This is a genomic window from Cellulosimicrobium sp. JZ28 (assembly GCF_015327065.1).
Classification (GTDB): domain Bacteria; phylum Actinomycetota; class Actinomycetes; order Actinomycetales; family Cellulomonadaceae; genus Cellulosimicrobium; species Cellulosimicrobium funkei.
In genome coordinates this window covers 2933369-2956732 of the sequence record NZ_CP017660.1, presented here as the reverse complement: position 1 = coordinate 2956732, position 23364 = coordinate 2933369, and the positions used below count along the sequence as shown (strand labels likewise).

Annotated in this window: 21 protein-coding genes; 15 read left to right on the top strand and 6 right to left on the bottom strand. The window is 74.9% G+C overall.

Annotated features, from left to right (window positions below):
* Positions 1–168: 168 nt before the first annotated feature.
* Entirely contained in the window at positions 169–1335 is a 1167-nt protein-coding gene (locus BJP59_RS13285; RefSeq protein WP_031316670.1) for a ubiquitin-like domain-containing protein, read from the top strand.
* 19 nt (positions 1336–1354) lie between these two features.
* Here BJP59_RS13285 and BJP59_RS13280 read toward each other — a convergent pair whose 3' ends face one another.
* Entirely contained in the window at positions 1355–1741 is a 387-nt protein-coding gene (locus tag BJP59_RS13280) for a VOC family protein (RefSeq protein WP_228485060.1), read from the bottom strand.
* 138 nt (positions 1742–1879) lie between these two features.
* On the opposite strand from BJP59_RS13280, the gene BJP59_RS13275 reads away from it, so the two are divergent.
* The 5 genes from BJP59_RS13275 (at position 1880) to BJP59_RS13255 (ending at position 7149) form a co-directional block, all read left to right on the top strand.
* The gene (locus BJP59_RS13275) at positions 1880–2863 is read left to right on the top strand and encodes a helix-turn-helix transcriptional regulator (RefSeq protein WP_194521150.1); all 984 of its coding nucleotides are present in this window, start codon (positions 1880–1882) and stop codon (positions 2861–2863) included.
* 341 nt (positions 2864–3204) lie between these two features.
* On the top strand, positions 3205–4659 hold the full coding sequence (locus BJP59_RS20245) for a resuscitation-promoting factor (protein ID WP_269467721.1): 1455 nt from the start codon (positions 3205–3207) through the stop codon (positions 4657–4659).
* 132 nt (positions 4660–4791) lie between these two features.
* A complete protein-coding gene (rsmA, locus tag BJP59_RS13265) occupies positions 4792–5733 on the top strand; it encodes a 16S rRNA (adenine(1518)-N(6)/adenine(1519)-N(6))-dimethyltransferase RsmA (RefSeq protein WP_194521149.1) in 942 nt (313 codons plus the stop codon).
* Positions 5730–6680 carry a 4-(cytidine 5'-diphospho)-2-C-methyl-D-erythritol kinase gene (locus tag BJP59_RS13260; RefSeq protein ID WP_194521148.1) on the top strand — a complete coding sequence of 317 codons (951 nt, stop codon included), beginning with the start codon at positions 5730–5732 and terminating at the stop codon, positions 6678–6680. The genes rsmA and BJP59_RS13260 overlap by 4 nt, the downstream gene beginning before the upstream one ends.
* A gap of 55 nt (positions 6681–6735) precedes the next feature.
* Positions 6736–7149, top strand: a complete 414-nt coding sequence (locus tag BJP59_RS13255; RefSeq protein ID WP_194521147.1) for a hypothetical protein — start codon at positions 6736–6738, stop codon at positions 7147–7149.
* Positions 7150–7217: 68 nt separating this feature from the next.
* On the opposite strand, the gene BJP59_RS13250 is transcribed toward BJP59_RS13255, so the two are convergent.
* A complete protein-coding gene (locus tag BJP59_RS13250; protein ID WP_194521146.1) occupies positions 7218–8240 on the bottom strand; it encodes an acetylxylan esterase in 1023 nt (340 codons plus the stop codon).
* A gap of 259 nt (positions 8241–8499) precedes the next feature.
* Here BJP59_RS13250 and BJP59_RS13245 point away from each other — a divergent pair, with 259 nt between their 5' ends.
* The 8 genes from BJP59_RS13245 to BJP59_RS13210 all read left to right on the top strand — a co-directional run bounded on the left by BJP59_RS13245 (position 8500) and on the right by BJP59_RS13210 (position 19036).
* Entirely contained in the window at positions 8500–10491 is a 1992-nt protein-coding gene (locus BJP59_RS13245; protein ID WP_194521145.1) for a DUF1349 domain-containing protein, read from the top strand.
* A 250-nt stretch (positions 10492–10741) separates the two neighbouring features.
* On the top strand, positions 10742–11830 hold the full coding sequence (locus tag BJP59_RS13240) for a LacI family DNA-binding transcriptional regulator (RefSeq protein ID WP_061268081.1): 1089 nt from the start codon (positions 10742–10744) through the stop codon (positions 11828–11830).
* A 48-nt stretch (positions 11831–11878) separates the two neighbouring features.
* Positions 11879–13510 carry an FAD-dependent oxidoreductase gene (locus tag BJP59_RS13235; RefSeq protein WP_061268082.1) on the top strand — a complete coding sequence of 544 codons (1632 nt, stop codon included), beginning with the start codon at positions 11879–11881 and terminating at the stop codon, positions 13508–13510.
* 54 nt (positions 13511–13564) lie between these two features.
* On the top strand, positions 13565–14908 hold the full coding sequence (locus BJP59_RS13230; RefSeq protein WP_061268083.1) for an ABC transporter substrate-binding protein: 1344 nt from the start codon (positions 13565–13567) through the stop codon (positions 14906–14908).
* A gap of 2 nt (positions 14909–14910) precedes the next feature.
* Complete coding sequence (locus BJP59_RS13225) at positions 14911–15798, top strand: carbohydrate ABC transporter permease (protein WP_228485059.1); 888 nt, start codon at positions 14911–14913, stop codon at positions 15796–15798.
* Entirely contained in the window at positions 15788–16765 is a 978-nt protein-coding gene (locus BJP59_RS13220; RefSeq protein ID WP_228485058.1) for a carbohydrate ABC transporter permease, read from the top strand. The genes BJP59_RS13225 and BJP59_RS13220 overlap by 11 nt, the downstream gene beginning before the upstream one ends.
* Positions 16766–16859: 94 nt before the next feature.
* Entirely contained in the window at positions 16860–18713 is a 1854-nt protein-coding gene (locus BJP59_RS13215) for an ABC-F family ATP-binding cassette domain-containing protein (RefSeq protein ID WP_061268710.1), read from the top strand.
* Positions 18710–19036 (top strand): hypothetical protein, encoded by a 327-nt coding sequence (locus BJP59_RS13210; RefSeq protein WP_034654213.1) that lies wholly within the window; start codon positions 18710–18712, stop codon positions 19034–19036. The genes BJP59_RS13215 and BJP59_RS13210 overlap by 4 nt, the downstream gene beginning before the upstream one ends.
* Positions 19037–19105: 69 nt before the next feature.
* Here the strand turns inward: BJP59_RS13210 and BJP59_RS13205 are convergent, their stop codons facing one another.
* Positions 19106–19591 carry a MarR family winged helix-turn-helix transcriptional regulator gene (locus BJP59_RS13205; protein ID WP_021483746.1) on the bottom strand — a complete coding sequence of 162 codons (486 nt, stop codon included), beginning with the start codon at positions 19589–19591 and terminating at the stop codon, positions 19106–19108.
* Positions 19592–19710: 119 nt separating this feature from the next.
* Here BJP59_RS13205 and BJP59_RS13200 point away from each other — a divergent pair, with 119 nt between their 5' ends.
* A complete protein-coding gene (locus BJP59_RS13200; protein ID WP_076406275.1) occupies positions 19711–20313 on the top strand; it encodes an NADPH-dependent F420 reductase in 603 nt (200 codons plus the stop codon).
* A 70-nt stretch (positions 20314–20383) separates the two neighbouring features.
* Here BJP59_RS13200 and BJP59_RS13195 read toward each other — a convergent pair whose 3' ends face one another.
* The 3 genes from BJP59_RS13195 to BJP59_RS13185 all read right to left on the bottom strand — a co-directional run bounded on the left by BJP59_RS13195 (position 20384) and on the right by BJP59_RS13185 (position 23326).
* Positions 20384–21400 (bottom strand): TetR/AcrR family transcriptional regulator, encoded by a 1017-nt coding sequence (locus tag BJP59_RS13195; protein WP_194521144.1) that lies wholly within the window; start codon positions 21398–21400, stop codon positions 20384–20386.
* A 160-nt stretch (positions 21401–21560) separates the two neighbouring features.
* Complete coding sequence (locus tag BJP59_RS13190; RefSeq protein ID WP_228485057.1) at positions 21561–22382, bottom strand: ABC transporter permease; 822 nt, start codon at positions 22380–22382, stop codon at positions 21561–21563.
* Entirely contained in the window at positions 22379–23326 is a 948-nt protein-coding gene (locus tag BJP59_RS13185) for an ATP-binding cassette domain-containing protein (RefSeq protein WP_194521143.1), read from the bottom strand. The genes BJP59_RS13190 and BJP59_RS13185 overlap by 4 nt, the downstream gene beginning before the upstream one ends.
* Positions 23327–23364: the final 38 nt, after the last annotated feature.

The following is a 23364-nucleotide window of genomic DNA, read 5'->3' as shown; positions in this document are numbered from 1 at the left end:
ACCCGGGCGGGCGCGCCGCGTCCGGTGCGCGAGGGCTGCGAGGTTTCGCGCCAGGTCACGTTTCGGCTACGGTCGGGTCCGTGCGTCGCGCGCCCCGCGCCGACGACGTCCCGCACCTCGCCCCCGGCGCTCGCCGGCGGGCGTCCTCCCGCAGAAGGGACCGCCCGCGTGCTCGCACCTGACGGAACCGGCCGGCGGCGCGTGCAGCGCCTCGCGGCCCAGGGCCTCGTCGTCGCGAGCCTCGTCGGGGTCACCGGCGCGTTCGCCACGCTCCACAAGGACGTCACGCTCGACGTGGACGGCGAGCTGCACCAGGTCTCCGCGTACGGGCGCACTGTCGCCGCGGTGCTCGACTACCAGGGCGTCGCGGTCGGCGAGCAGGACCTCGTCGAGCCCGCGCTCGCCGACCCGGCGCGCGACGGCGGCACGATCGTCGTGCGCACGAGCCACGACGTCACCGTCGAGATCGACGGCCAGGTGCAGACGATCCCGACGACGGCCCGCACCGTGGGCGAGCTGCTCACCTACCTCGGCCCGCGCGCCGAGGGCGCCGTGACCGAGGTGTCGCGCACGCAGGCCCTCGGGCGCGAGCCGATCCGGGTCTCCACGCTCAAGACGGTCCACGTCGCGGTGGACGGCGCGGTCATGCCCATCACGACGGCCGAGCCCACGGTGCGCGGGGTCCTCGCGACCGCGGGCATCGTGCTGGCCGAGGGCGACGGCACGTCCGCGCCGCTCGACGCCGCGGCGGTGGACGGGATGCTCGTGCTCGTGAGCCGCGCGGCGGCCACGGCGGACACGGTCACGGAGGTCCTGCCGTTCGAGACGGAGGAGCGCGAGGACCCGACGCTCCCGCAGGGGCACCGCGTCGTCGTGCAGTCCGGTCGCGTCGGCGAGGCGGTCACGACCTACTCGGTGCAGACGCTCGGCGGAGCCGAGGTGTCGCGCACGGTCCTCACCCGCACGGTCACGACGGAGCCGCGGAACGAGGTCATCAAGGTCGGGACGATGGACGTCTCGGTCTCGGTGGACCCGGGCTCGGCGCGCGCCGTGGGCCGCTCCCTCGCCGCGCAGCGCGGCTGGGGCGACGACCAGTTCGTGTGCCTCGACAAGCTCTGGACCAAGGAGAGCAACTGGCGGGTCGACGCGGACAACCCGAGCTCGAGCGCGTACGGGATCCCGCAGGCGCTCCCCGGCTCCAAGATGGCGAGCGCCGGCTCCGACTGGCGCACCAACCCGGCGACGCAGATCACGTGGGGCCTCGGGTACATCGAGGGCCGCTACGGCACGCCGTGCTCGGCGTGGTCCCACTCCGTCGCCAAGGGCTGGTACTGACCGCTCCGCAGTCGCGCCGCTACCGCCCGAGCATCTCGAGGTAGTGCGGGTTCTGCATGATCCCGAGGACGTTGCCGAACGGGTCCACGACCGAGGCGGTGACGAAGCCCTCGCCCTGCCCGCGCTCGACGACGCCCTCGTACTCCGTCGCGCCCAGGGCGAGGAGGCGGGCGAACGCGGACCGCACGTCGTCGACGTGCCAGTTCACGATCGCGCCGCCCGGCGTGCCCGGCTGGGGGCGCGGCGACCACGACCGGGCGATGATGCCCAGCTCGTCCTGCCGGTCGCCGACGCGGAACTCCACGTACCCGCCCGGCACCACGTAGTAGGGCTCGGTCCCGAGCACCTCCGCGTACCACGCGGACGCGGCCTCGAGGTCGTCGGCCCACAGGTTCAGCGTCGCCATCCCACGCAGCATCGTCGTCTCCTCCGTCGTCGGGCGGTGCCCGGTCCTGTCGTCCCGTCGCCCCTGGTGGGGCCGACACGTCGACCGTAGACCCCGCTGCGGAACGTGCGGTTCCGCATCGTGCGGCACGATGGGGACGTGCTCGACACCTCGGTCCGGCTCCTGCGCCTCCTGGCGCTCCTGCCGGCGCGCGCGTCCTGGTCCGGGCCCGAGCTCGCCGACCGCCTCGGCGTGACGACCCGCACGGTGCGCAACGACGTCGAGCGCCTGCGCCTGCTCGGCTACGAGGTGCGGTCGTCCCCGGGAGCCGCGGGCGGGTACCGGCTGGGCTCGGGGGCGGCGCTGCCGCCGTTGCTGCTGGACGACGAGGAGGCGACCGTCGTGGCGGTCGCGCTGCGCGCCGCGGCCACCGGGTCGATCGCCGGGGTCGAGGAGGTCGCGGCGCGCGCGCTCGTCAAGCTCGACACGGTCCTGCCCGCCCGCCTGCGCGTCCGGGCGGACGCCCTGCGTGCCGCCGTCGCGAGCGCACCCGGTGGCGGGCCCGCCGTCGGGGCGCAGGTGCTGGCCGACGTCGCGGCGGCGATCGCCGCGCGCACGGCGCTGCGCCTCGACTACCGCGCGCACGACGGCACGACGACGTCCCGCGCCGTCGAGCCCCACCGCCTCGTCCACGTGGGGCGCCGCTGGTACCTGCTCGCGTTCGACCTCGACCGGGACGACTGGCGCACCTTCCGCGTGGACCGGCTGACGCTGCGCACGCCCGGCGGCCCGCGGTTCGTCCCGCGCCCCGTGCCGGGCGGCGACGCCGTCGCGCACGTCGTGCGCGGCGTCGGCTCCGCCGCGTGGGCGCGGCCCGTGCGGGTGCGGCTGCACGCCACGGCGGGCGTCGTGGCGGAGCGGCTCTCCCCGGTCGCGGGCGCGCTCGCCGACGACGGCCCCGACGCGTGCGTGCTCGAGACCGGGGGTACGTCGCTCGCCCAGGTCGCGGGGTTCCTGCTGAGCCTGGACGTGGACGTCACCGTGCTGGACCCGCCCGAGCTCGCGACGGTCCTGGCGCGGATCGGGGCGCGCGGCGTGCGCGCCGGGTACGCGCACGAGCACGGGGAGGGGAAGGGCGCGTGAGGCCGCGTGCGGGACTCGTGGAGAGTGCACGACATTCACGCCGAAATGCGGACAGAACTCGCCAGCGTATCCCCCCAGGGGTTGGACTTCGATAACAGATCGGTTACGGTCGATCGTCGCTCGCGCGTGAACGGCGTGCTCCGACGGTCCACCCGGACCGGCGGGACGCGCCCGGACCGACGCGAGCGGTGCGCCGTCGACGGGCCCTGGGGAAGGGGTGCCGAGGGTGGCGCCGGCAGCCGGATCGGCCGCTCGAGACCCGTGGTCGCACGTGTGCGCCCGCCGCGGAGGACGTCAGTCCGCCGTGGGCCACGGGTGGTGCCACGCGCCGTCGAGCCTCCGTGCCCGGGACGCACGACGACTGGACCCGAGTGAAGAACCCCTTCCACCGGACCGCTGACGCGGCCGGCGCCCCCGAGGGCGCCGACATCACCCCCGACACCACCGAGACCCTCGCGGAGAGCCCCCAGAGCCCCGCGACCACCACCGCGCACCGTCGCCGCCGCTGGCCGCTCGTCGCCGGCGCGACCACCGTCGTGCTCCTCGCGACCGGTGCCGTCGCCTACGGCCAGGCGCGCAAGACCGTCGAGCTCGACGTCGACGGCCAGATCACCACCGTCACGACCTTCGCCGGCTCGGTCGAGGGCCTGCTCGCCGAGCAGGACGTCGCCGTGGGCGACCGCGACCTCGTCGTCCCGGACATCGACTCCGCCCTGCGCGGCGGCGGCGACGTCGTCGTGCGCTACGGGCGCGAGGTGCCCGTGCAGGTCGACGGCTCCCAGTCCTCCGTGTGGCTCACGTCGCTCGACGCGGACGAGGCGCTCACGACCCTCGCCTCGCGCGGCAGCGACGTGCGCCTCGTGGCGTCGCGCTCCGGCGAGCGCGCCTCCCTCCCGATCCGCCTCGACGCGGACGGCCCCGTGAACGTCGTCGTCGACGGCGAGACCAAGGTCGCCCCCGACGGCAGCATCGGCATCGACGCGATCCTCGACCAGCAGGGCGTCCAGCTCGGCGAGCTCGACCGCGTCCACGTCGAGAAGACCGAGCAGGTCGAGGCGGCCCGGGCCGCCGCGGCCCCGGCCGAGGCGCCCGCCGCCGACGCGGCCGCCACCGAGGAGCCGGCCGCCGCCGCGACGTCCGAGGACACCGAGGCCGCGGCGGACGCCGCGCCCGTCTCGCTCGTCGTGCAGCGCGTCAAGGTCGAGGAGGTGCCCACCGAGGCGGCCGTCCCGTTCGAGACGGTCACCGAGGAGGACGCCGACCGCTTCAAGGACCTCGACCCGGTCGTCAAGCAGGAGGGCGCCGAGGGCGTCCACACGACCGTGCACCGCGTCACGACGGTCGACGGCGTGGAGGAGTCCCGCGAGCTCGTCTCCGAGGGCGTCACGACGCCGCCGGTGAACAAGATCCTCGTGCAGGGCACCAAGGAGCGCCCCAAGCCGGAGCCCAAGCCGGCGGCGCCGCAGCGCTCGTCGTCCTCGTCGTCGGGCGGCGGCTCCTCGTCGGGCGGTTCGTCCGCCCCGGCGCCCGCCCCGGCCGCCGACCTCGGGTCGGCCCCGGCAGGGGTCTGGTCCGCGCTCGCGCAGTGCGAGTCCGGCGGCAACCCCGCGACGAACACCGGTAACGGCTACTACGGCCTCTACCAGTTCTCGCTGTCCACGTGGCGGGCGATGGGCGGCTCCGGCCTCCCGTCGGAGGCCTCGGCGGCCGAGCAGACGCAGCGTGCCCAGGCGCTCCAGGCCCGTTCGGGCTGGGGCCAGTGGCCCGCGTGCGCGCGCAAGCTCGGGCTCCTCTGAGCCTGCACGGCACGCACCCGGCCGCCTGAGGGCGGACCGGTGGACGACGACGAAGGGCGGGGCGCACGGCGTCCCGCCCTTCGTCGTCCCCGGCGAGGGCCGGTCGGCGCCGGGTCGGTAGGCTTGCGTCCCATGAGCGATACCCGAGGCGCCCTGCTGGGTCCGGCCGAGATCCGTGACCTGGCGGGGCGTCTCGGCGTCCGCCCCACCAAGACCCTCGGCCAGAACTTCGTTCACGACGGCGGCACCGTCCGCAAGATCGTGCGCGCGGCGGACGTCCGCCCGGGCGAGCGCGTCGTCGAGGTCGGGCCCGGGCTCGGCTCGCTGACCCTCGGGCTGCTCGAGGCCGGCGCGAGCGTCGTCGCGGTCGAGATCGACCCCGTCCTCGCGCGGCAGCTCCCGGACACGGTCGCGACGCACGTGCCCGACGTCGGCGACCGGCTCGAGGTCGTGGGCGCCGACGCGCTCGAGGTCACGTCGCTGCCCGGCGAGCCTCCCACCGCGCTCGTCGCGAACCTCCCGTACAACGTCGCGGTGCCTGTGCTGCTCACGTTCCTCGAGCGCTTCGACTCGCTCGAGCGCGTGCTCGTCATGGTGCAGGCGGAGGTCGCGGACCGGCTCGCCGCGCCCCCCGGGTCGCGCACGTACGGCGTGCCGTCGGTCAAGGCCGCCTGGTACGCCGACGCGCGGCGCGCGGGCACGATCGGGCGCTCCGTGTTCTGGCCCGTCCCCAACGTCGACTCGGCCCTCGTCGCGCTCGACCGCCGCGAGCCGCCCGCCACCGCCGCGACCCGCGAGCAGGTCTTCGCCGTCGTGGACGCCGCGTTCGCGCAGCGCCGGAAGATGCTGCGCTCGGCGCTGTCCGGTCTGGCGGGCTCCGCCAGCGTCGCGGCAGAGGTGCTGGAGGCCGCGGACGTCGACCCGCAGGCGCGCGGCGAGGTGCTCGACGTCGAAGCGTTCGCGCGCGTCGCCGAGCAGCTCGTCCGCCGCGTCGGACTCGCCGACCGTCCGGCGCGCGGCGCCGCCCCCGCCGCGGGGCGGCCCACCGGCCGACCTGGCACAGTGGACGCGTGACACCCCCGCGCCCGCCGAGCATCTCCCTCGCGCCGCCCCCGTCCGTCCGCGTGCGCGCGCCCGGCAAGGTCAATCTCTCGCTGCGCGTCGGGGCGGTGCAGGACGACGGCTACCACCCGCTCGTGACGATCTTCCAGGCCGTCGGGCTCAGCGAGGACGTCGTCGCGCACCAGGTGCCGCCCGGCTCCGGGGTCTCGCTCAGCGTCTCGGGCCTCCAGGCGGACGCCGTGCCGACCGACGAGACGAACCTCGCGTGGCGCGCCGCCGTCGCGCTCGCGGAGCACGTGGGGCTCGACCCGGACGTGCGGCTGGAGATCCACAAGGAGGTCCCCGTCGCGGGCGGCATGGCCGGCGGGTCGGCCGACGCCGCCGCCGCGCTCGTCGCGTGCGACGCGCTGTGGGACGCGGGCGTGCCGCGCGCCGAGCTCGTCGCCCTCGCCGCGGGGCTCGGAGCCGACGTCGCGTTCGGGCTCGTCGGGCACACCGCCGTCGGGACGGGGCGCGGCGACGTGCTCACCCCCGCGATGACGCGCGGGGAGTTCCACTGGGTGTTCGCGGTCCAGGCCGAGGGCCTGTCGACCGCGCAGGTCTACCGCACCTTCGACGAGACCGTGGGCGGTCCCGCCGAGCTGGACCTCGCGGAGGACACCGCGCTCATGCAGGCCCTGCGCGCGGGCGACGCCGTCGGGCTCGGGCAGGTGCTGCGCAACGACCTCCAGGCCCCGGCGCTCGCGCTGCGACCCGAGCTCCAGCGGACGATCGACGTCGCGACGGAGGCCGGCGCGCTCGGCGCGATCGTGTCCGGCTCCGGCCCGACGGTCGCCGCGCTGGCCCGCAGCCGCCAGCACGCGCTCGCGATCGCGGCCTCGTGGACGGCGAACGACGCGTGCGACACCGTGTGGTGCACCACGGCCCCCGCGGCGGGCGCGCGCGTCGTCGCGCACTGACCACCCGGCCGGCAGCGGGCGCGCCCCCGAGGGGCGTGCGCGTAGGCTCGCCGACATGGTGGGGGAACGGCTCGGACTGCTCAGCCTGCGGCTCGACGCCGCCTACTGCCTCGTGCTCGGCGTCGTGGTCGCCGCCCTCGCGCCGTCGTGGGCGCCGGTGCTGCGGGTGCCGGTCCCGGTCCTCGCGGGGCTCGGGGTGGCGGTCGTGGTGTGGGCAGGTGCCGTCGTCTGGATGAGCGCGCGGCTGCCGCTGCGCGCCGCCCTGCGCACGGTCATGGTCGCGAACGTCGTGGCCGCCGCTGCCGTCGCCGCGTTCTCGGCGACGACGGCGGGCGTCCTCGTGCTGCTCGCCGTCCTCGCGGTCGCGGCGGACGTCGGGCTGTTCGCGGGCTCCCAGGCGGTCGCGCTGCGCCGGTTGCGCGCCGCGCCGGGCGGCGCGACCTCGCGGTCGCGCGGCCCGGCGGTCTAGCGGTCGAGCAGCCAGGCGGTCTAGCGGTCGAGCAGCCAGGCGGTCTAGCGGTCGAGCAGCCAGGCGGTCTAGCGGTCGCGCAGCCAGGCGAGCTGACGGGCGAAGCGGTAGCCCTGGCCGCCCTCGTGCTCGTTGTAGCGGTAGACGTCGATCGCGCGCTCGGCGCCGGGTGTCGCCCCGGCGGCCGCGCCCCAGCCGTTGTACGCCGCGTAGACGGTGGACGGCGGGCAGACCTGGTCCATGAGCGCGACGGAGAACAGGGCCGGCGCGGTGGCGCGGCGGCCGAGCACCGCCCCGTCGAGGTAGGACAGCGTGCGGAACACGGTCTCCTCCGCGTCGCGGTGGACGGCGAGGTAGCGCGTCAGCTCGCGGTACGGGTCGCGGTCCGTGATCTCGACGGCGCGGCGGTAGTGGCACAGGAACGGGACGTCGGGGAGGGCCGCGACGAGCCCGTCGGCGAGGCCCGCGACGGCGATGGCGATGCCGCCGCCCTGGCTCACGCCGTGCACGGCGACGCGCTCGGGGTCGACGCCGGGCACCGAGCGCACGGCGTCGACCGCGCGCACGCCGTCGGTGAAGACGCGGCGGTAGTAGTGGTCGTGCGGGTCCTCGATGCCGCGCGTGAGGACGCCCGGGACGGCGGGTCCCGACCCGGCCGGGTCGGGCGTGCCGCCGCCGCTGCCCCACTGGCTGCCCTGCCCGCGCGTGTCGACGACGAGGTGCGCGTACCCGGCGTTCGCCCATGCGAGGTGCTCGTGGGGCAGCCCGCGACCGCCGCCGTAGCCGAGGAACTCGACGACCGCGGGCAGCGGGGCGCCGTCGCCGGCCGCGGCGGCGCGGGCGGCCTCGGCGGGCCGCACGAGCCACGCCTTGACGGGCTGGCCGGCGAACCCGGGGAACGTCACGTCGTCGACGACGACGAGGTCGAGGCCGGTCTCCACGCGCTCGAGCCGCACCGACCGAGCCAGGTCCCCGCCCGCCTCGCGGGACTCCGCGAGGGTGCGCGCCCAGAAGGCGTCGAGGTCGGCGGGCTCGTCGAGCGCGGGGACGTAGGTCTCGAGCTCGGCGAGGGGCAGGTCGAAGAGCGGCACGGGGCGATCCTCCGGTCAGTACGTCTGATGTCCGACGTTCAGGTGCGGTCGGGACGACTCTAGCGTCGCGGCCCGGCGCACCGTGAGCACGCTAATAATGCGCATCATCCCTTTGACCTGCGGCGTGCCCGTCCGGCGACACTGCCACCAGCCCACGTCTCCACGTGGCGCCCGGCGGCGACGACGCCGCCGGCGAGGAACCGACGGAGGTCCCCCTGTGAGAACCCGAGCAGCAGCACCACGCCGCAGACCGCGCGCCGTGGCGACGGCGGTCGCCACCCTGACGGCGGTCCTCGCCGCCGGGGCGGTCGTCCCCGCGACGGCCCTCGCCGCGGGACCGCCGCCCGCGGCCACGGCCGCCACCACGACCGGGGTGACGACCGGAGCGACGACCGACGGCCCGTCCGCGTCCGACCTGCCCGTGTTCGAGTACCGCGGCGTGGTCACCGACAAGGAGTCGATGCTCTACAACCCGACGGACGAGTTCATCTTCCCGAGCGTCTTCCACGCGGGCGCGTACCTCGACGACCCGCTGGGGGAGTGGTACCTCTACTACGCCCCGCACGACTCCCCGGGCGGCATCTCGGTCATGTACGCCGACTCGCTCGAGGGCCCGTGGACGGAGTACGCGCACAACCCGATCGTCGCGGACGAGTGGCTGCCGTTCTACGAGCGCGTCTCGCACGTCTCGTCGCCCGACGTCCTGTGGGACGACGCGACGGACCAGGTGCTCCTGTACTTCCACGGCGAGAACTCCACGACGCGCTGGGCGACGTCGCCCGACGGGCTCGCGTTCGACGACTCCGGGGTCGCCGTGACGAACGCCGACAGCGGCGCGGGCACCACGGAGACGTCGTACGCGCGCGTCGTCGAGCACCCGGACCCGTCGTCCGGCTACCGGTTCGCCATGACGTACATGCAGAACCGGACCGACAACATCCGGCGGATCAAGCTGGCCGAGTCGGTCGACGGCAAGACCTGGGTCGTGCGGCCGGACCCGCTCGTCGTGCCCGACGCCGCGACCGGCACCAACGTGTCCGGCGGCAACCTGTGGGAGTGGGACGGTCAGCTCTACGTGATCTACCACGGCTCCACGGGCATCACGTTCGCCCGCACGCTCGACCCGACGATGACGCAGGTCGGCCCGCGCTGGGAGCTGCACCGCGCGAGCGGCGTGGGCGACGACACGGGTCGGGTCGCAGCCCCGGAGATCGTCACCGACGGGGACGAGACGTACCTCTTCTACGAGTCCGGCGACCGCCTGGGCGCGACGATCGCGTGGGCGCAGCGCGACCCCGACGCCGTGCGGCCCCCCGAGCCGGGCCAGGACCCCGACCCCCTGCGCGAGCGGTGCAGCGGCGCGGCGTCCGACGAGTTCGACGGCACGACGCTCGACCCGGCGCGCTGGACCGTGGTCCGGCCGGGGACCGCCCGGCACGAGCTCGTCGACGGCGCGCTGCGCGTCCCGGCGTACCCGACCGGCGTCGCCGGCGCGGCGCTGCCGCTCCAGGCCGTGCCCGCCGGGCCCTGGGAGGTCACGACGGCCGTCTCCGTGTCCCCGACCGAGCGGTTCCAGCAGGGCGGTCTCCTGCTGTACCGCGACGACGCGAACTACGCGAAGCTCGACCTGGTGCACGGGTCGCTCGGCCCGCGGGTCGAGTTCATCTGGCGCCAGAACGGCACGGACCGCAACACCGGCTTCGACTCGGTCGTCCCGCCGGCGGGCCTCGGCGACACCTTCTGGCTGCGCCTGACGAGCGACGGGACTGCCGTGCAGGCGTCGGTGTCGGTCGACGGCGTCGAGTTCGCGCCGTGGGGCCGCACGGTGGACGTGGCGGCGCTCCGGGCGACCGGCGTCGGCCCGTTCGCGATGCGCGGCTCGGCGACGCCGCCGGAGATCGTCGCGTCGTTCGACTGGTTCCGCTGGACGCCGACCGCCCAGGAGGCGGCGGCGTGCGACGACGACGAGCCCGCGGTCGAGGTCGAGGCCGTCACGCGGTGCCTCGCGGGCCGCGCGTACGTGGCCGTGACGGCGCGCCCGGCGGGTGACGACGCGGTGGCGGTCCGGCTCGCGACGCCGTTCGGCGAGCGCACCGTGGCCGACGTCGCGCCCGGGCGCAGCGCGTACCAGTCGTTCGCGACGCGGGCCACGACGGTCGCGGCGGGGGAGGCGACGGTCGAGGTCGTGGGGGCGGACGGCGTCGGGCGGGGCACGACGACCGCGCCGTACGGCGCGCTGACCTGCGGGTAGCGCGCGGCGCGAGCAGGGGCGACGGGCCCGGGGACGCACCACGGTGCGGCCCCGGGCCCGTCGTGCGTCCCTCGCCGCGCGCGCCCGGCCGCAGCGCCGGCCGCGCAGCATTATGCGGATCACCCGGCGGGCTTCCACCCGCGGAGCCGCGCGGGTCCCGGCGTAATAATGCGTATTACCCCGTTGACCGGCCGGGCCTGGCCTGGCGAGACTCCTTCCACGTCATCGACGACGTGATCGAGGAGGATCCATGCCGAGGCACCGCATCACCCAGGCCGACGTCGCCGCCATGGCGGGCGTCAGCCAGGCGACGGTCTCGTTCGTGCTGAACGACTCCACGCCCGCGGGGGTGCGGATCAGCGAGGAGACGCGCCAGCGCGTGCTCGACGCGATCCGGATCACGGGCTACTCGGCGAACCCCGTCGCGCAGCGTCTCGCGGGCGGGCGCAACCAGATCCTCGGCGTCTTCACCTACGAGGCGACGTTCCCGCGCTCCGGTCGCGACTTCTACGGGCCGTTCCTCGTCGGGATCGAGCACGCGGCCGAGAAGCTCGGCATCGACATCCTGCTGTTCACGAGCGCGCGCGTCGTCGACGGGCGCCGCCGCCTCACGCGCGACGGCTGGCAGCGCCTCGGGATCGCCGACGGCTGCCTGCTGCTCGGCCAGCACGAGGACCGCGGCGAGCTCCAGCACCTGCTGGACACGAACTACCCCTTCGTCTTCATCGGCAAGCGCGGCAGCGACGGCGGACGCCTGCCCTACGTCGGCGCCGACTACGTCGCGGCGACGGCGCGCCAGGTCGAGCGGCTCGTCGAGCTCGGCCACGAGCGCATCGGGTACGTCGGTCCGCGCGGCACCGACCAGCCCACGCTCGACCGCGTCGACGCCTACCGCGCGACGATGAAGGCGCACGGCCTGACCGTCCGGTTCGTCGAGCTGGACGACGTGCCCGCGACGGCGGCCGAGATCGTCGACCAGCGGCTCACCGCCGTCGTCGTGGCACCCGAGAACTCCCCGGAGGAGCTCGTCGACGAGCTCGAGGACCGGGGCGTGCGCGTGCCGGCGGACGTCTCCGTGCTCCTGCTCGGCCAGCCGCACCACGGGCGCCCGGGCGGGCGCCGCTGGTCGGGCTTCTCCATCCCGCGCGAGGAGATGGGCGCGCGCGCCCTCGTGCTGCTGTCCCGCCTCGTCGCGGCCGAGTCCGGCTCGGGCCGCTCGGACCGCCGGGCGTCGCGCGCCGTCGCCGTCCCGGAGGACGAGCTCCATCAGCTCCTCGAGTGCGTGGACGTCGACGGCGAGACCGTCGCCGCGCCGTCGGGCGTCGTCGCGCCCGCCTGACCGACCTCAGACCGCACCACCGAGCACCAGAGAAACGGAAACCCCAGCGTGACCCATGCAGACCTCCAGGCAGACGTCCTCGTCGTCGGCGGCGGGCTCGGCGGCGTGGCCGCCGCGCTCGCGGCGGCGGAGCGCGGCGCCCGCGTCGTCCTCACCGAGGAGCACCCGTGGATCGGCGGCCAGCTCACGTCCCAGGCGGTACCGCCGGACGAGAGCCCGTGGGTCGAGCGGTTCGGCGTGACCGCGCGCTACCGCGCGCTGCGCGACGGCATCCGCGACGTCTACCGCCGCTCCTACCCGCTCACGGACGCCGCGCGCACGTGGGACGCCCTCAACCCCGGCGCGGGCTGGGTCTCCAAGCTGTGCCACGAGCCGCGCGTCGCGGTGGGCGTGCTCGAGGAGATGCTCGCCCCGTGGCGGTCCGCGGGCCGCATCCGCCTGCTCGAGCGCGTGCGCCCGACGGCGGCCACCACCGACGGCGACCGCGTCACCTCCGTGACGCTCACCCCGGTCACCGCCGACGCCGCGGGCGCGGCCGTGACGGTGCACGCGGCGTTCGTCGTCGACGCGACCGAGACGGGCGAGCTCCTGCCGCTGACGGGCACCGAGTACGTCACCGGGTTCGAGTCGAACCGCGAGACCGGGGAGCCGAGCGCGCCGGACGAGGCGCAGCCCGACAACGTGCAGGCCCTCAGCGTGTGCTTCGCCGTCGAGCACGTGGACGGCGACCACACGATCGACCGTCCCGAGCGCTACGACTTCTGGAGCACGTACACGCCCGGACCGTGGAACGGGCGGCGGATGCTGTCGTGGGAGGCGCCCAACCCGCGCACGCTCGCGATGGACGTGCGGTCGTTCACCCCGAACCCGGGCGACGACCCGCGCGCCGTCGACGCCGACCAGTCGAAGAACCCCGGCGACGGCAACCTCTGGACGTTCCGGCGCATCGCGGCCCGCGACCTCTTCGCGCCGGGCCACTACGCGAGCGACCTGTGCCTCGTGAACTGGCCGAGCATCGACTACTTCCTGGCGCCCGTGCTCGACGTGCCGCGCGACGTGGAGGAGGCCCGGATCGCCGACGCCCGGCAGCTCAGCCTCTCGATGCTCTACTGGATGCAGACCGAGGCGCCCCGCGCCGACGGCGGGACCGGCTTCCCGGGCCTGCGCCTGCGGCCCGACGTCATGGGCTCGGCCGACGGCCTCGCCCAGGCGGCCTACCACCGCGAGTCCCGCCGCCTGCGCGCCGTGACGACGGTGACGGAGAACGACGTCTCGTACGCCGTGCGCGGCGACCGCGGCGCGACGCGCTACGACGACTCGGTCGGCGTCGGCATGTACCGGATCGACCTGCACCCCTCGACGGGCGGCGACACGTACATCGACGTGGCGTCGACGCCGTTCGAGATCCCGCTCGGGGCCCTGCTGCCGCAGCGCGTGACCAACCTGCTCGCCGCCAACAAGAACATCGGCACGACGCACATCACCAACGGCTGCTACCGCCTGCACCCGGTCGAGTGGAACGTCGGCGAGGCCGCCGGCCACCTCGCGGCCCACTGCCTCGCGACCGGCCGCACGCCGCACGCCGTCCAGTCGAAGGCCGACCTCCTCGCCGACTACCAGGACGAGCTCGTCCGGGCGGGCGTCGAGCTGCGCTGGCCCGCCGAGGCCCACCCCTACTGACCCGGGCTCCCCGCGCCCGGGACCCCCGCCCACCCTCAGTCCGAAGGAGAACTGATGAACCCCCTCACCCCACGGTCGGCCCCTCGGTCCGCCCCGCGCCGCCGCCTCGTCGGCGCACCCCTGGCCGCCGGCGGCGTCGCGCTCGCCCTCGTCCTCACCGCGTGCTCCGGCGGCGGCGACGACGTCGCGGGCGAGCCGAGCACCCCGAGCGAGCCGGTCGAGCTGCGCATGACCGTCTGGACGGCCGACGAGACGCAGCTCGCGCAGTTCCAGGAGATCGCCGACGCGTACGTCGCGGAGAACCCCGACCTCGTGTCCGGCGTGACGTTCGAGACCATCCCGTTCGAGGACTACACGACGTCCCTCACGACGCAGCTCGCGGGCGGCAACGCGCCGGACCTCGCGTGGATCCTCGAGAGCTACGCGCCCGAGTTCGTGGCGAGCGGCGCGCTCGTCGACGTCGGCCCGAAGCTGCAGGAGACCGAGGGGTACGCGTACGACGACCTGCTCGACTCGTCGCTCGCGCTGTGGGAGAAGGACGGCGGCCTCTACGCCTACCCGTTCTCCAACTCGCCGTTCGCGCTGTTCGTCAACACCGACCAGGTCGCCGCGGCGGGCCAGCCGAACCCGGCCGACCTCGTCGCGTCGGGCGACTGGACCTACGACCAGGTCCGCGAGATCGCGGCGGCGGCCGCCGCGACGTCGGGCAAGCAGGGCCTCGTGGTGCGCGACTTCGACTACAAGGTCTGGGAGAACCTGTCGACGATCTGGGACGGCTGGGACGCGACGCCGTGGAGCGAGGACGGCACGCAGTGCACGTTCACCGACCCCGAGATGGTCGACGCCCTCACGTGGATCCACGACGCGACGTTCGTCGACAAGGCGCTGCCCGGTCCCGGCACGACGGCCGACTTCTTCGCGGGCGACTCCGCCATGACGATCACGCAGATCAGCCGCGCGTCGTCGCTCGACGACTCGTTCGGGTGGGACGTCGTGCCGCTCCCGGCGGGCCCGGCGGGCCAGCAGAACGTCATCGGCCAGGCCGGCATCGGCGTCTTCGCGGCCGGGGAGCACCCCGACGTCGCGGCCGACTTCCTCGCGTGGTTCACCAACCCGGAGAACGCCGAGACGCTCGCCGCGTACTTCCCGCCGCCGCGCGAGTCGCTGCTCACCGCCGAGACGCTCGGGGCCGCCAACCCGAAGCTCAGCGAGGAGCAGCTCCAGGCGGTCGTCGTCGACGGCATCCAGGGCGCCGTGACGAAGCCGTCGCACCAGAACTTCGCCAAGCTGCAGGACACGGTGCGCGCCCAGCTCGACGCGCTGTGGACCGCCGACGCGGACGTCGAGGGCGTCCTCGCCGACACGTGCGCGGCGATCCAGCCCCTGCTCGGGGACTGAGCGTGGCGTCCTCCGCACTCGCACGACGGGACGCGGCCGTGGGCTACACCATGGTCGCGCCCGCCGTGCTCGGCGCGCTCGCGTTCGTCGTCGCGCCGCTGGTCGCCGTCGTCTGGTACTCGCTGCACGAGTGGAACGTCCTCGCGAACACGTTCACGTTCGCGGGCGGGGACAACTACGAGCGGATGCTCGCCGACCCCGGGCTGCGGGACTCGCTCCTCGCGAGCCTGTGGTTCTCCGTCGGGCTCGTCGTGCTCAACATCTCGCTCGCGCTCGTCCTCGCGGTGCTGCTCAACCAGCGGCTCCCCGGCACGACGACGTTCCGCACGTTCTTCTTCTCGCCCGTCGTCGTGTCCCTCGTGGCGTGGACGATCGTGTGGAGCTTCCTGCTCCAGGCGGACGGCGGCATCAACGGGTTCCTGTCGCTGCTCGGCGTCGACGGCCCGAACTGGCTGCGCGGGGAGACGACGGCGATGCTCTCGGTGATCGTCGTGCAGGTCTTCAAGAACGTGGGCCTCAACATGATCCTGTTCCTCGCGGCCCTGCAGGGGGTGCCCGAGGAGATCCAGGAGGCCGCGCGCATCGACGGCGCGGGCGCGTGGCGCCGGTTCCGGTCGATCACGCTCCCGCTCATCAGCCCGACCGTCCTGCTGGTCTCGATCCTCACGATCGTGGGCTCGCTCGAGGTGTTCGCGCAGATCGCCGTGCTCACGGGCGGGGGGCCGGGGAACTCGACCACCGTGCTCGTCTACTACCTGTACCAGCAGGCGTTCCGGTTCAACGACTTCGGCTACGCGAGCGCGATCTCCGTTCTGCTGTTCGTCATCGTCCTCGTCCTGACACTCGTGCAGTGGCAGACGCGCAAGAGGTGGGTCTTCCATGAAGTCTGACGTGATGCCCGGCCCGGCCACACTCCCGGGCGCGGACGACGGCCCGGCCCGGCCTGCGGCGTCGGGCACGGGCGGCGCCGACGGCGCGGCGACCCGCGGCGGACGGCCCGCGCGCCGCACGGGGAGCGCGCGCACGCGCCGCCGCTGGGGGCGCGCGGCGCTCGTGGCGCTCCTCGTGGTGCTCAGCGTGCCGTTCGTCTTCCCGACGTGGTGGATGGCGACGTCGAGCCTGAAGCCGATGAGCGAGATCCTGCGGGCCGTGCCGACGCTCTGGCCCCAGGACCCGTCGTTCGCGGCCTACGGCGAGGTGTTCCGGCTGCAGCCGTTCGCGCAGCAGTACTGGAACAGCCTCTACATCGCCGTGGTCGTGACGGTCGGGACGATCCTCGTGGCCTCGATGGCCGGGTACGCGTTCGCGCGCATCCGGTTCCCCGGGGCGAACGCGCTGTTCCTGCTCGTGCTCGTCGGGCTGCTCGTGCCGTCGGAGGTGACGATCGTCCCGCTGTTCCGGATGGTCAACTCGCTCGGGCTCATCGACACGCACTGGCCGCTCGTGGTGATCCCGATCCTCGGGGCGCCGAGCGTCCTCGCGACGTTCATCATGCGCCAGTTCTTCCTCGGGCTCCCCGGCGAGCTCGAGGAGGCGGGGCGCATGGACGGCCTCGGGCGGTGGGGGATCTTCTGGCGGATCGCGTTCCCGCTGTCGCGCTCGGCGATCTCGGCCGTCGCGATCTTCACGTTCCTCAAGTCGTGGAACCTCTACCTCGAGCCGATCGTGTACCTGTCCAGCAAGGACCGGTTCACGCTCCCGCAGGCGCTCACGCAGTACGTCGACGCCTACGGCGGCCCGATGTGGAACGTCCAGCTCGCCGCGACGACGCTCACGGTGCTGCCGGTCCTCGCGGTGTTCCTCGTCGCCCAGAAGCAGTTCGTCCAGGGCCTCGCGCACACCGGCCTCAAGGGCTGACCGCCCCTCCCGTGGGTGCGGGGGACAGTCGTGGTCCGGTCGCGGATCGGCGGCTATTTCCCGCACCCACGGGGTGCGGCCTAGGCTCGACGGCGTGGCTCACCTTCTCGGCGCCGACGGCATCTCGCTGACCGTCGGCACCCGCACCCTGCTCGACGACGTCTCGCTCGGCCTCGACGACGGCGACCGCGTCGGCATCGTCGGCCCCAACGGGGCCGGCAAGACGACGCTCCTGCGCCTCCTCGCGGGCACGCAGCAGCCCGACGGCGGCCGTGTCACCCGCGTGGGCGGCCTGCGGGTGGGCCTGCTCGACCAGCGCGACGACGTGGGCACCGGCGCGACGATCCGCGACCTCGTGCACGGCGACGCCGCGACCCACGCCTGGGCGTCGGACGCGAGCATCCGCACCGTCCACGCGGGGCTGCTGGGCGACCTCGACCTCGACGCCCCGGCGGACACGCTGTCCGGCGGGCAGCGGCGCCGCGTCGCGCTCGCGGCCCTCCTCGTCGCCGACCACGACGTGCTGTTCCTCGACGAGCCCACGAACCACCTCGACGTCGAGGGCGTCGCGTGGCTCGCCGCCCACCTCGGCGACCGCTTCGCACGCCCGGGCGCGAAGGGCGCCCTCGTGGTCGTCACGCACGACCGCTGGTTCCTCGACGCCGTGTGCTCGCGCATGTGGGAGGTGCGCGGCGACGGCTCGGGCCAGGTCGAGGGCTACGAGGGCGGGTACGCGGCGTACGTGCTCGCGCGCGCCGAGCGCCAGCGCACCGCGGCCGTCGCGGCGGAGAAGCGCGACAACCTGCTGCGCAAGGAGCTCGCGTGGCTCCGGCGGGGCGCGCCCGCGCGCACGTCCAAGCCCAAGTTCCGGCTCGACGCCGCCGCCGCGCTCATCGCCGACGTCCCGCCGCCGCGCGACACGCTCGAGCTCACGCGCACCGCGACGAAGCGCCTCGGCAAGGACGTGCTCGACCTCGAGGACGTGACGGTCGCGGTGCCGCGCCAGGACGGTCAGGGCGAGCGCGTGCTGCTCGACGACGTCACGTGGCGCCTGGGGCCCGGCGACCGGTACGGGGTCGTCGGGGTCAACGGCGCCGGGAAGACGACGCTCCTCGCGCTCCTCGCCGGGCGGCGCGAGCCCGACTCCGGGCGGGTCAAGCGCGGCAAGACCGTCCACGTCGCGGAGCTGTCGCAGGACGTCGGCGAGCTCGACGACATCGCCGGCGCGCGCGTGATCCAGGTGATCGAGGACGAGAAGCGCTCGGTCGTCGTCGACGGCAAGGAGCTCTCCGCGTCCCAGCTCGTCGAGCGGCTCGGCTTCACGCGCGAGCGGTCGCAGACGCTCGTGCGCGACCTCTCGGGCGGCGAGCGGCGGCGCCTGCAGCTCCTGCGCCTGCTCGTCGCCGAGCCCAACGTGCTCCTGCTCGACGAGCCGACGAACGACCTCGACACCGACACGCTCGCCGCGCTCGAGGACCTGCTCGACGGCTGGCCCGGGACCCTGATCGTCGTCTCGCACGACCGCTACCTGCTGGAGCGCGTCGCGGACCGCCAGGTCGCGCTGCTCGGCGACGGCCAGGTGCGCGACCTGCCGGGCGGCGTCGAGCAGTACCTCGAGCTGCGGCGCGCGGCGCTCGCGGGCGCGGGCGCGGCGTCGACCGGGTTCGCGCCCACGGGCGGCGCCGACGCGACACCGGACGCGGGGCCGGCCGTGGCGGCCCCGGGCCCGAGCGCGGCCGAGGTGCGGGCGGCGAAGAAGGAGATCAACCGCATCGAGCGGCGCCTGAGCAAGATCGCGGAGGCCGAGGGCCGGCTGCACGAGAAGATCGCGGCGAACGCGACCGACTTCGCGGCGGTCGCGGAGCTCGACGCCGAGCTGCGCACCCTCGCGGCGGAGAAGGACGAGCTCGAGGCGGCGTGGCTCGAGGCGGCCGAGGTCGCCGGGTGACGGCCGACCGGATGCGCGTCGCGGTGTCCGCGCGCGGCGTCGAGGTCGACGACGGGCAGGGCGGCGTCCTCGCGCCGTGGGCGGACGTGCGCCGCGTCACCGCGTTCGCGCTCGGTGCCCCGGGCGGCACCGCCCGGTACGTGTCGTTCGACCTCGTGAACGGGCACAGCGTCGAGGTGGACGACGCCGCCCCGGAGTGGGACGACGTGCTCGCCGCCCTGCCCGGGCGGGTCGAGCTCGCGGTCGACGACCCGCTCGTCGCGCTCGGCGCGCTCGCGCCGGGCGAGCGGCTCGTCCTCGCGGGGCCCGTGCGGACCCGCTGACCGCGCGGGGACCCGGGTCCGGACGCCCGGGGCGTGTCGCCGGGGCCCAGCCGGGCGCGGGTGTGCGGCTCAGCGCCGCAGGAAGCCCATGCGGTCGTCGGGGTCGACGCGCTCGAGGATGGCGCCCGCGATGGCGTCCAGCTGCTCGACCTGCTCGTCGGTGAGCGCGTCGATCACGTGGTCGCGCACCGTCCCGACGTGCCCGGGCGCGGTCGCGACGACCTTCTCCCAGCCGGCGTCGGTGAGGTGCGCGTTCGTCGCGCGGCGGTCCTCGGGGCACGGCACGCGCTCGACGAGGCCACGCTTCTCGAGGCGTGCGACGACGTGGGAGAGCCGGGGGAGCGTGGCGTTGGTGGCGCCCGCGAGGTCGGTCATGCGCAGCGTGCGCCGCGGCGCCTCGGAGAGCATCGCGAGCACGTAGTACTCGAAGTGGCTGAGGTCGGCGTCGCGCCGGAGCTGGGAGTCGAGGACGCCCGGCAGCAGCTCCACGACCGCCACGAGCCGCTTCCACGCGTCGAGCTGCTGGTCGTCGAGCCAGCGGGGTTCCGTCGTCATCGTGCCTCCTCCGGTGCGGCGATCCGCATAGTTGACGGTACAACTTTAGCGGCGTACGGTGTTAGTTGTAGCAACAACTAATAGCCGACCGTCGGGCCGGCGGAGGAAGGGAAGCCACCATGAGCAGCATCACCATCATCGGCGCCGGGAACATGGGCTCGGCCATCGCCGGTCTCGCGCTCGCCGCGGGCAGCCAGGTGCAGGTCCTGACCCGTGAGGCCACCGAGGTCGACCCGCGCGTCACGGCGGGCACCGTCGGCGACGAGATCACCGGCGACGTCGTCGTGCTCGCGCTCCCGTACGGGGCGCTCGACGACGTCCTCGGCGCCTACGAGGGCCGCCTCGACGGCAAGGTCCTCGTCGACATCACCAACCCGCTCGACTTCGCGACGTTCGACTCCCTCGTCGTGCCCGACGGCTCGTCGGCCGCGGCGCAGATCCAGGAGCGCGTCCCGGGCGCGCGCGTCCTCAAGGCGTTCAACACGAACTTCGCGGCGACGCTCGCCACCGGCCAGGTCGGGCCGCTCGCGACGACGGTCCTCGTCGCGGGCGACGACGCCGACGCGAAGGCCGCCCTCGCGGGCGCCGTGTCCGGGGTCCGCGTCGTCGACGCCGGCTCGCTGAAGCGCGCGCACGAGCTCGAGGCTCTCGGTTTCCTGCAGCTCACGCTCGCGGCGGGGGAGAAGACCTCCTGGACGACGGGCTTCGCGCTCGCCGAGTGACCCCGCCCGCTCACGCACGACGGCGGCCGGCCACCCCTGGGGGTGGCCGGCCGCCGTCGTGCGTGGTGCGTCAGCCGCGCGCCTTCTCGACGGCCGCGCGGGCCGCCTCGTGCTCCGCCTTCTGGGCGTCCCGCAGGGCCTTCTCGAGCTCGCGCACCTTCTTCTGGGCCTCGCGCACGCGCCGCTCCGCGTCGCGCCGCCGGAGCGTCGCCTTCTTGACCCGCGCGTCCTTGACGTGCACCGCGACCTCGACGGGCGCGACGGCGTCCCGCGGGTCCGTCGCCGGTGCGGGTTCCGTGACCGTGGTGGGCTGCCGCCCGGGCGCGCGGCCCGCGCCGGGCGCCCCGGCGGCCCGCGCGTCGACGTAGACGGCGATCCCGTCGAGCACCCGCTCCAGGCCCCACGCGGTGTCGTCGATGTCGCCCTCGCCCGCGTACGTGCCGGCCTCGACGAGCGGGCGCAGGTAGGGGAACCGCACCTCGTCCACGAGCCCGCGCAGCGCGTCGGCCCACGCGCCGCCCTGGACCGCCTCGTCGCCCCCGGCCGCCGCGACGGCGCGCGCGAGGTCGGTCTGCAGCCGCGCCGCGTTCCGGGCGTACCCGCTGACGAGGAGGATGACGGACATCTTCTCCTCGTCGTCGAGCGGCGTGGACCGCAGCGCGCGCAGCCCGGCGTCCGCGCCGCGCAGGTTGTTCGGCGTGAGCGGCGCGCCGGTCACGGGGATGTCGAGGAACCACGGGTGCGACGCGAACACCGCCATCGTGAACTGCGCCCACTCGCGCAGCTCGGCGCGCCAGTCGGCGGGCTCGTGCGCGGGCGGGTACTCGACGTCGAGCGCGGCCTCCTGCATGAGGAGCAGCAGGTCGTCCTTGCTCGTGACGTACCGGTAGAGCGACATCGTCGTGAAGCCGAGGCTCTGCGCGACCTTCGCCATGGACACGGCCCCGAGCCCGTCGGCGTCGGCGAGCTCGATGGCCGCGTCGACGATCCGCTCGATGCTCAGCTCGCGCTTGGGCGCGCGCTCGGGGCGTTCGGCCACGCCCCACGCGAGCGCGAGCCGGGGCGGGAGGTCGGGTGCGTCCGTCATGGCTTCATCCTCCCCGACGGTGCCCGGACGTGGGTCGCAGCCCTGCCGAGCAGGCCCTCCCGGTGGCGCGAGCAGGTGGTCGTGGTGCGTCCTGTCGACCGGACGCACCAGGACCACCTGCTCGGCCGCGCGGGAGGGCCAGGGGGAAGAGCGTGGGGGGTCAGCGGGCGGTCCGTCGGCGGTAGAGCAGGGAGCCGGCGGTGCAGCTCGCGACGAGGAAGCCGGCGAGCCACGCGACGGCCGTGAGGGCCGTCGACGCGTCGGGTGCGCCCGCGAGAAGCCCGCGGAACGTCTCGATGACCGGCGTGAACGGCTGGTTCTCGGCGAACCCGTGCAGCCACGACGGCATGGTGTCGATCGGGACGAACCCCGAGCTGAGGTAGGGCACGAACAGGAAGAGGAAGTTCACGGACTGCGACGCCTCGACGCTCAGCACGAGGCCGAGCGCCACGCTCAGCCACGTGAACGTCAGCACGGCGAGGACCGCGAACGCGACGAGCCCCGCCCAGTCGGCCGGCCCGGCGTCGGGCCGGAAGCCGAGCGCGAGCGCGACACCGACGACCACGACGGCGGACGCGAGGTTGCGCACGACGCTCGCCACGACGTGCCCCCACAGCGCGGACGGCCCGAAGATCGGCAGGGTCTTGAACCGGTCGATCGTGCCGGACGTCATGTCCTGCGCGACGCCGACCGCGGCCGTCGCGGAGCCGAACCCCAGGCACATCACGAGCACGCCGGGCACGACGTAGTCGATGTAGTCGTCCCCGCCGATCGCCCCGCCGAAGATGACGACGAAGACGAGCATGATCATCACCGGCAGCGCGAAGGCCGTGACGAGCCCGTCGACGCTGCGCAGCTGGCGGCGGGTCTCGCGGCCGACCATCGTGCGGACGTCGCGCGCCGCGGTGGCCGGGGTCTGCCGCGCGCGCGGCTGCTTGGTGCGGGACGGCCGGGGCAGCGTGGTCGTGGGTGCGGCGCTCATCGGGCGCCCTTCTTCCGGGTCAGGGCGAGGAACACGTCGTCGAGCGTGGGCCGTACGACGCTGACCCCCACGACCGCGAGCGCGTGGGCGTCGGCGGCAGCGAGCACGTCGCGGATGGTGCGGACGGGGTCGTCGCTCGGTGCGGTGAGGGAGAGGTCCTTCGCGTCGGCGGTCGGGCGGGCCAGCCCGATCGAGGGCGCGAGCCCGACGGCGGCGGCCAGGCTCTCCCGGTCGTCGAACGCCACGCGCACGTGGTCGCCCGCGACGAGCGTCTTGAGCTCGGCGGCCGTGCCCCGCGCCGCGACGCGGCCGTCGTGCAGGACGGCGATCGTGTCGGCCAGGCGGTCGGCCTCCTCCAGGTACTGGGTCGTCAGCAGGACGGTCGTCCCGTCGGCGGCGAGGCCCCGCACGACCTCCCAGAGCTGCGCGCGCGACGCCGGGTCGAGGCCCGTCGTCGGCTCGTCGAGCACGAGCACCGCCGGGTCGGCCACGAGGCTGATCGCGAGGTCGAGGCGGCGGCGCATGCCGCCCGAGTAGGTCCCGACCCGCCGGTCCGCGGCGTCGGTGAGGTCGAAGCGCTCGAGCAGCGCGGCGGCGCGCGGGCGCACCGCCCGGCGGGGGAGGTGCGCGAGCTCGCCCATCATCACGAGGTTCTCGCGGCCCGTCTGGAACTCGTCCACCGACGCGTACTGGCCCGTGAGCGCGATGGTCTCGCGCACCCGCGCGGCGTCGTGCACGACGTCGGCGCCCGCGACGCGGGCCGTGCCGCCGTCGGGCCGGACGAGGGTCGTGAGGATGTTGACGGTCGTCGTCTTGCCCGCGCCGTTGGGCCCCAGCAGCGCGAAGATCTCGCCGCGGCGCACGGTCAGGTCGACGCCGCGCAGCACGGCGTGGTCGCCGTAGGACTTCTCCAGCCCCTGCGCGGCGATCATCGGTCCGGTCATCGCCTTCTCCTTCTCCGTCGGCCGTTCGTGTGCGGCGC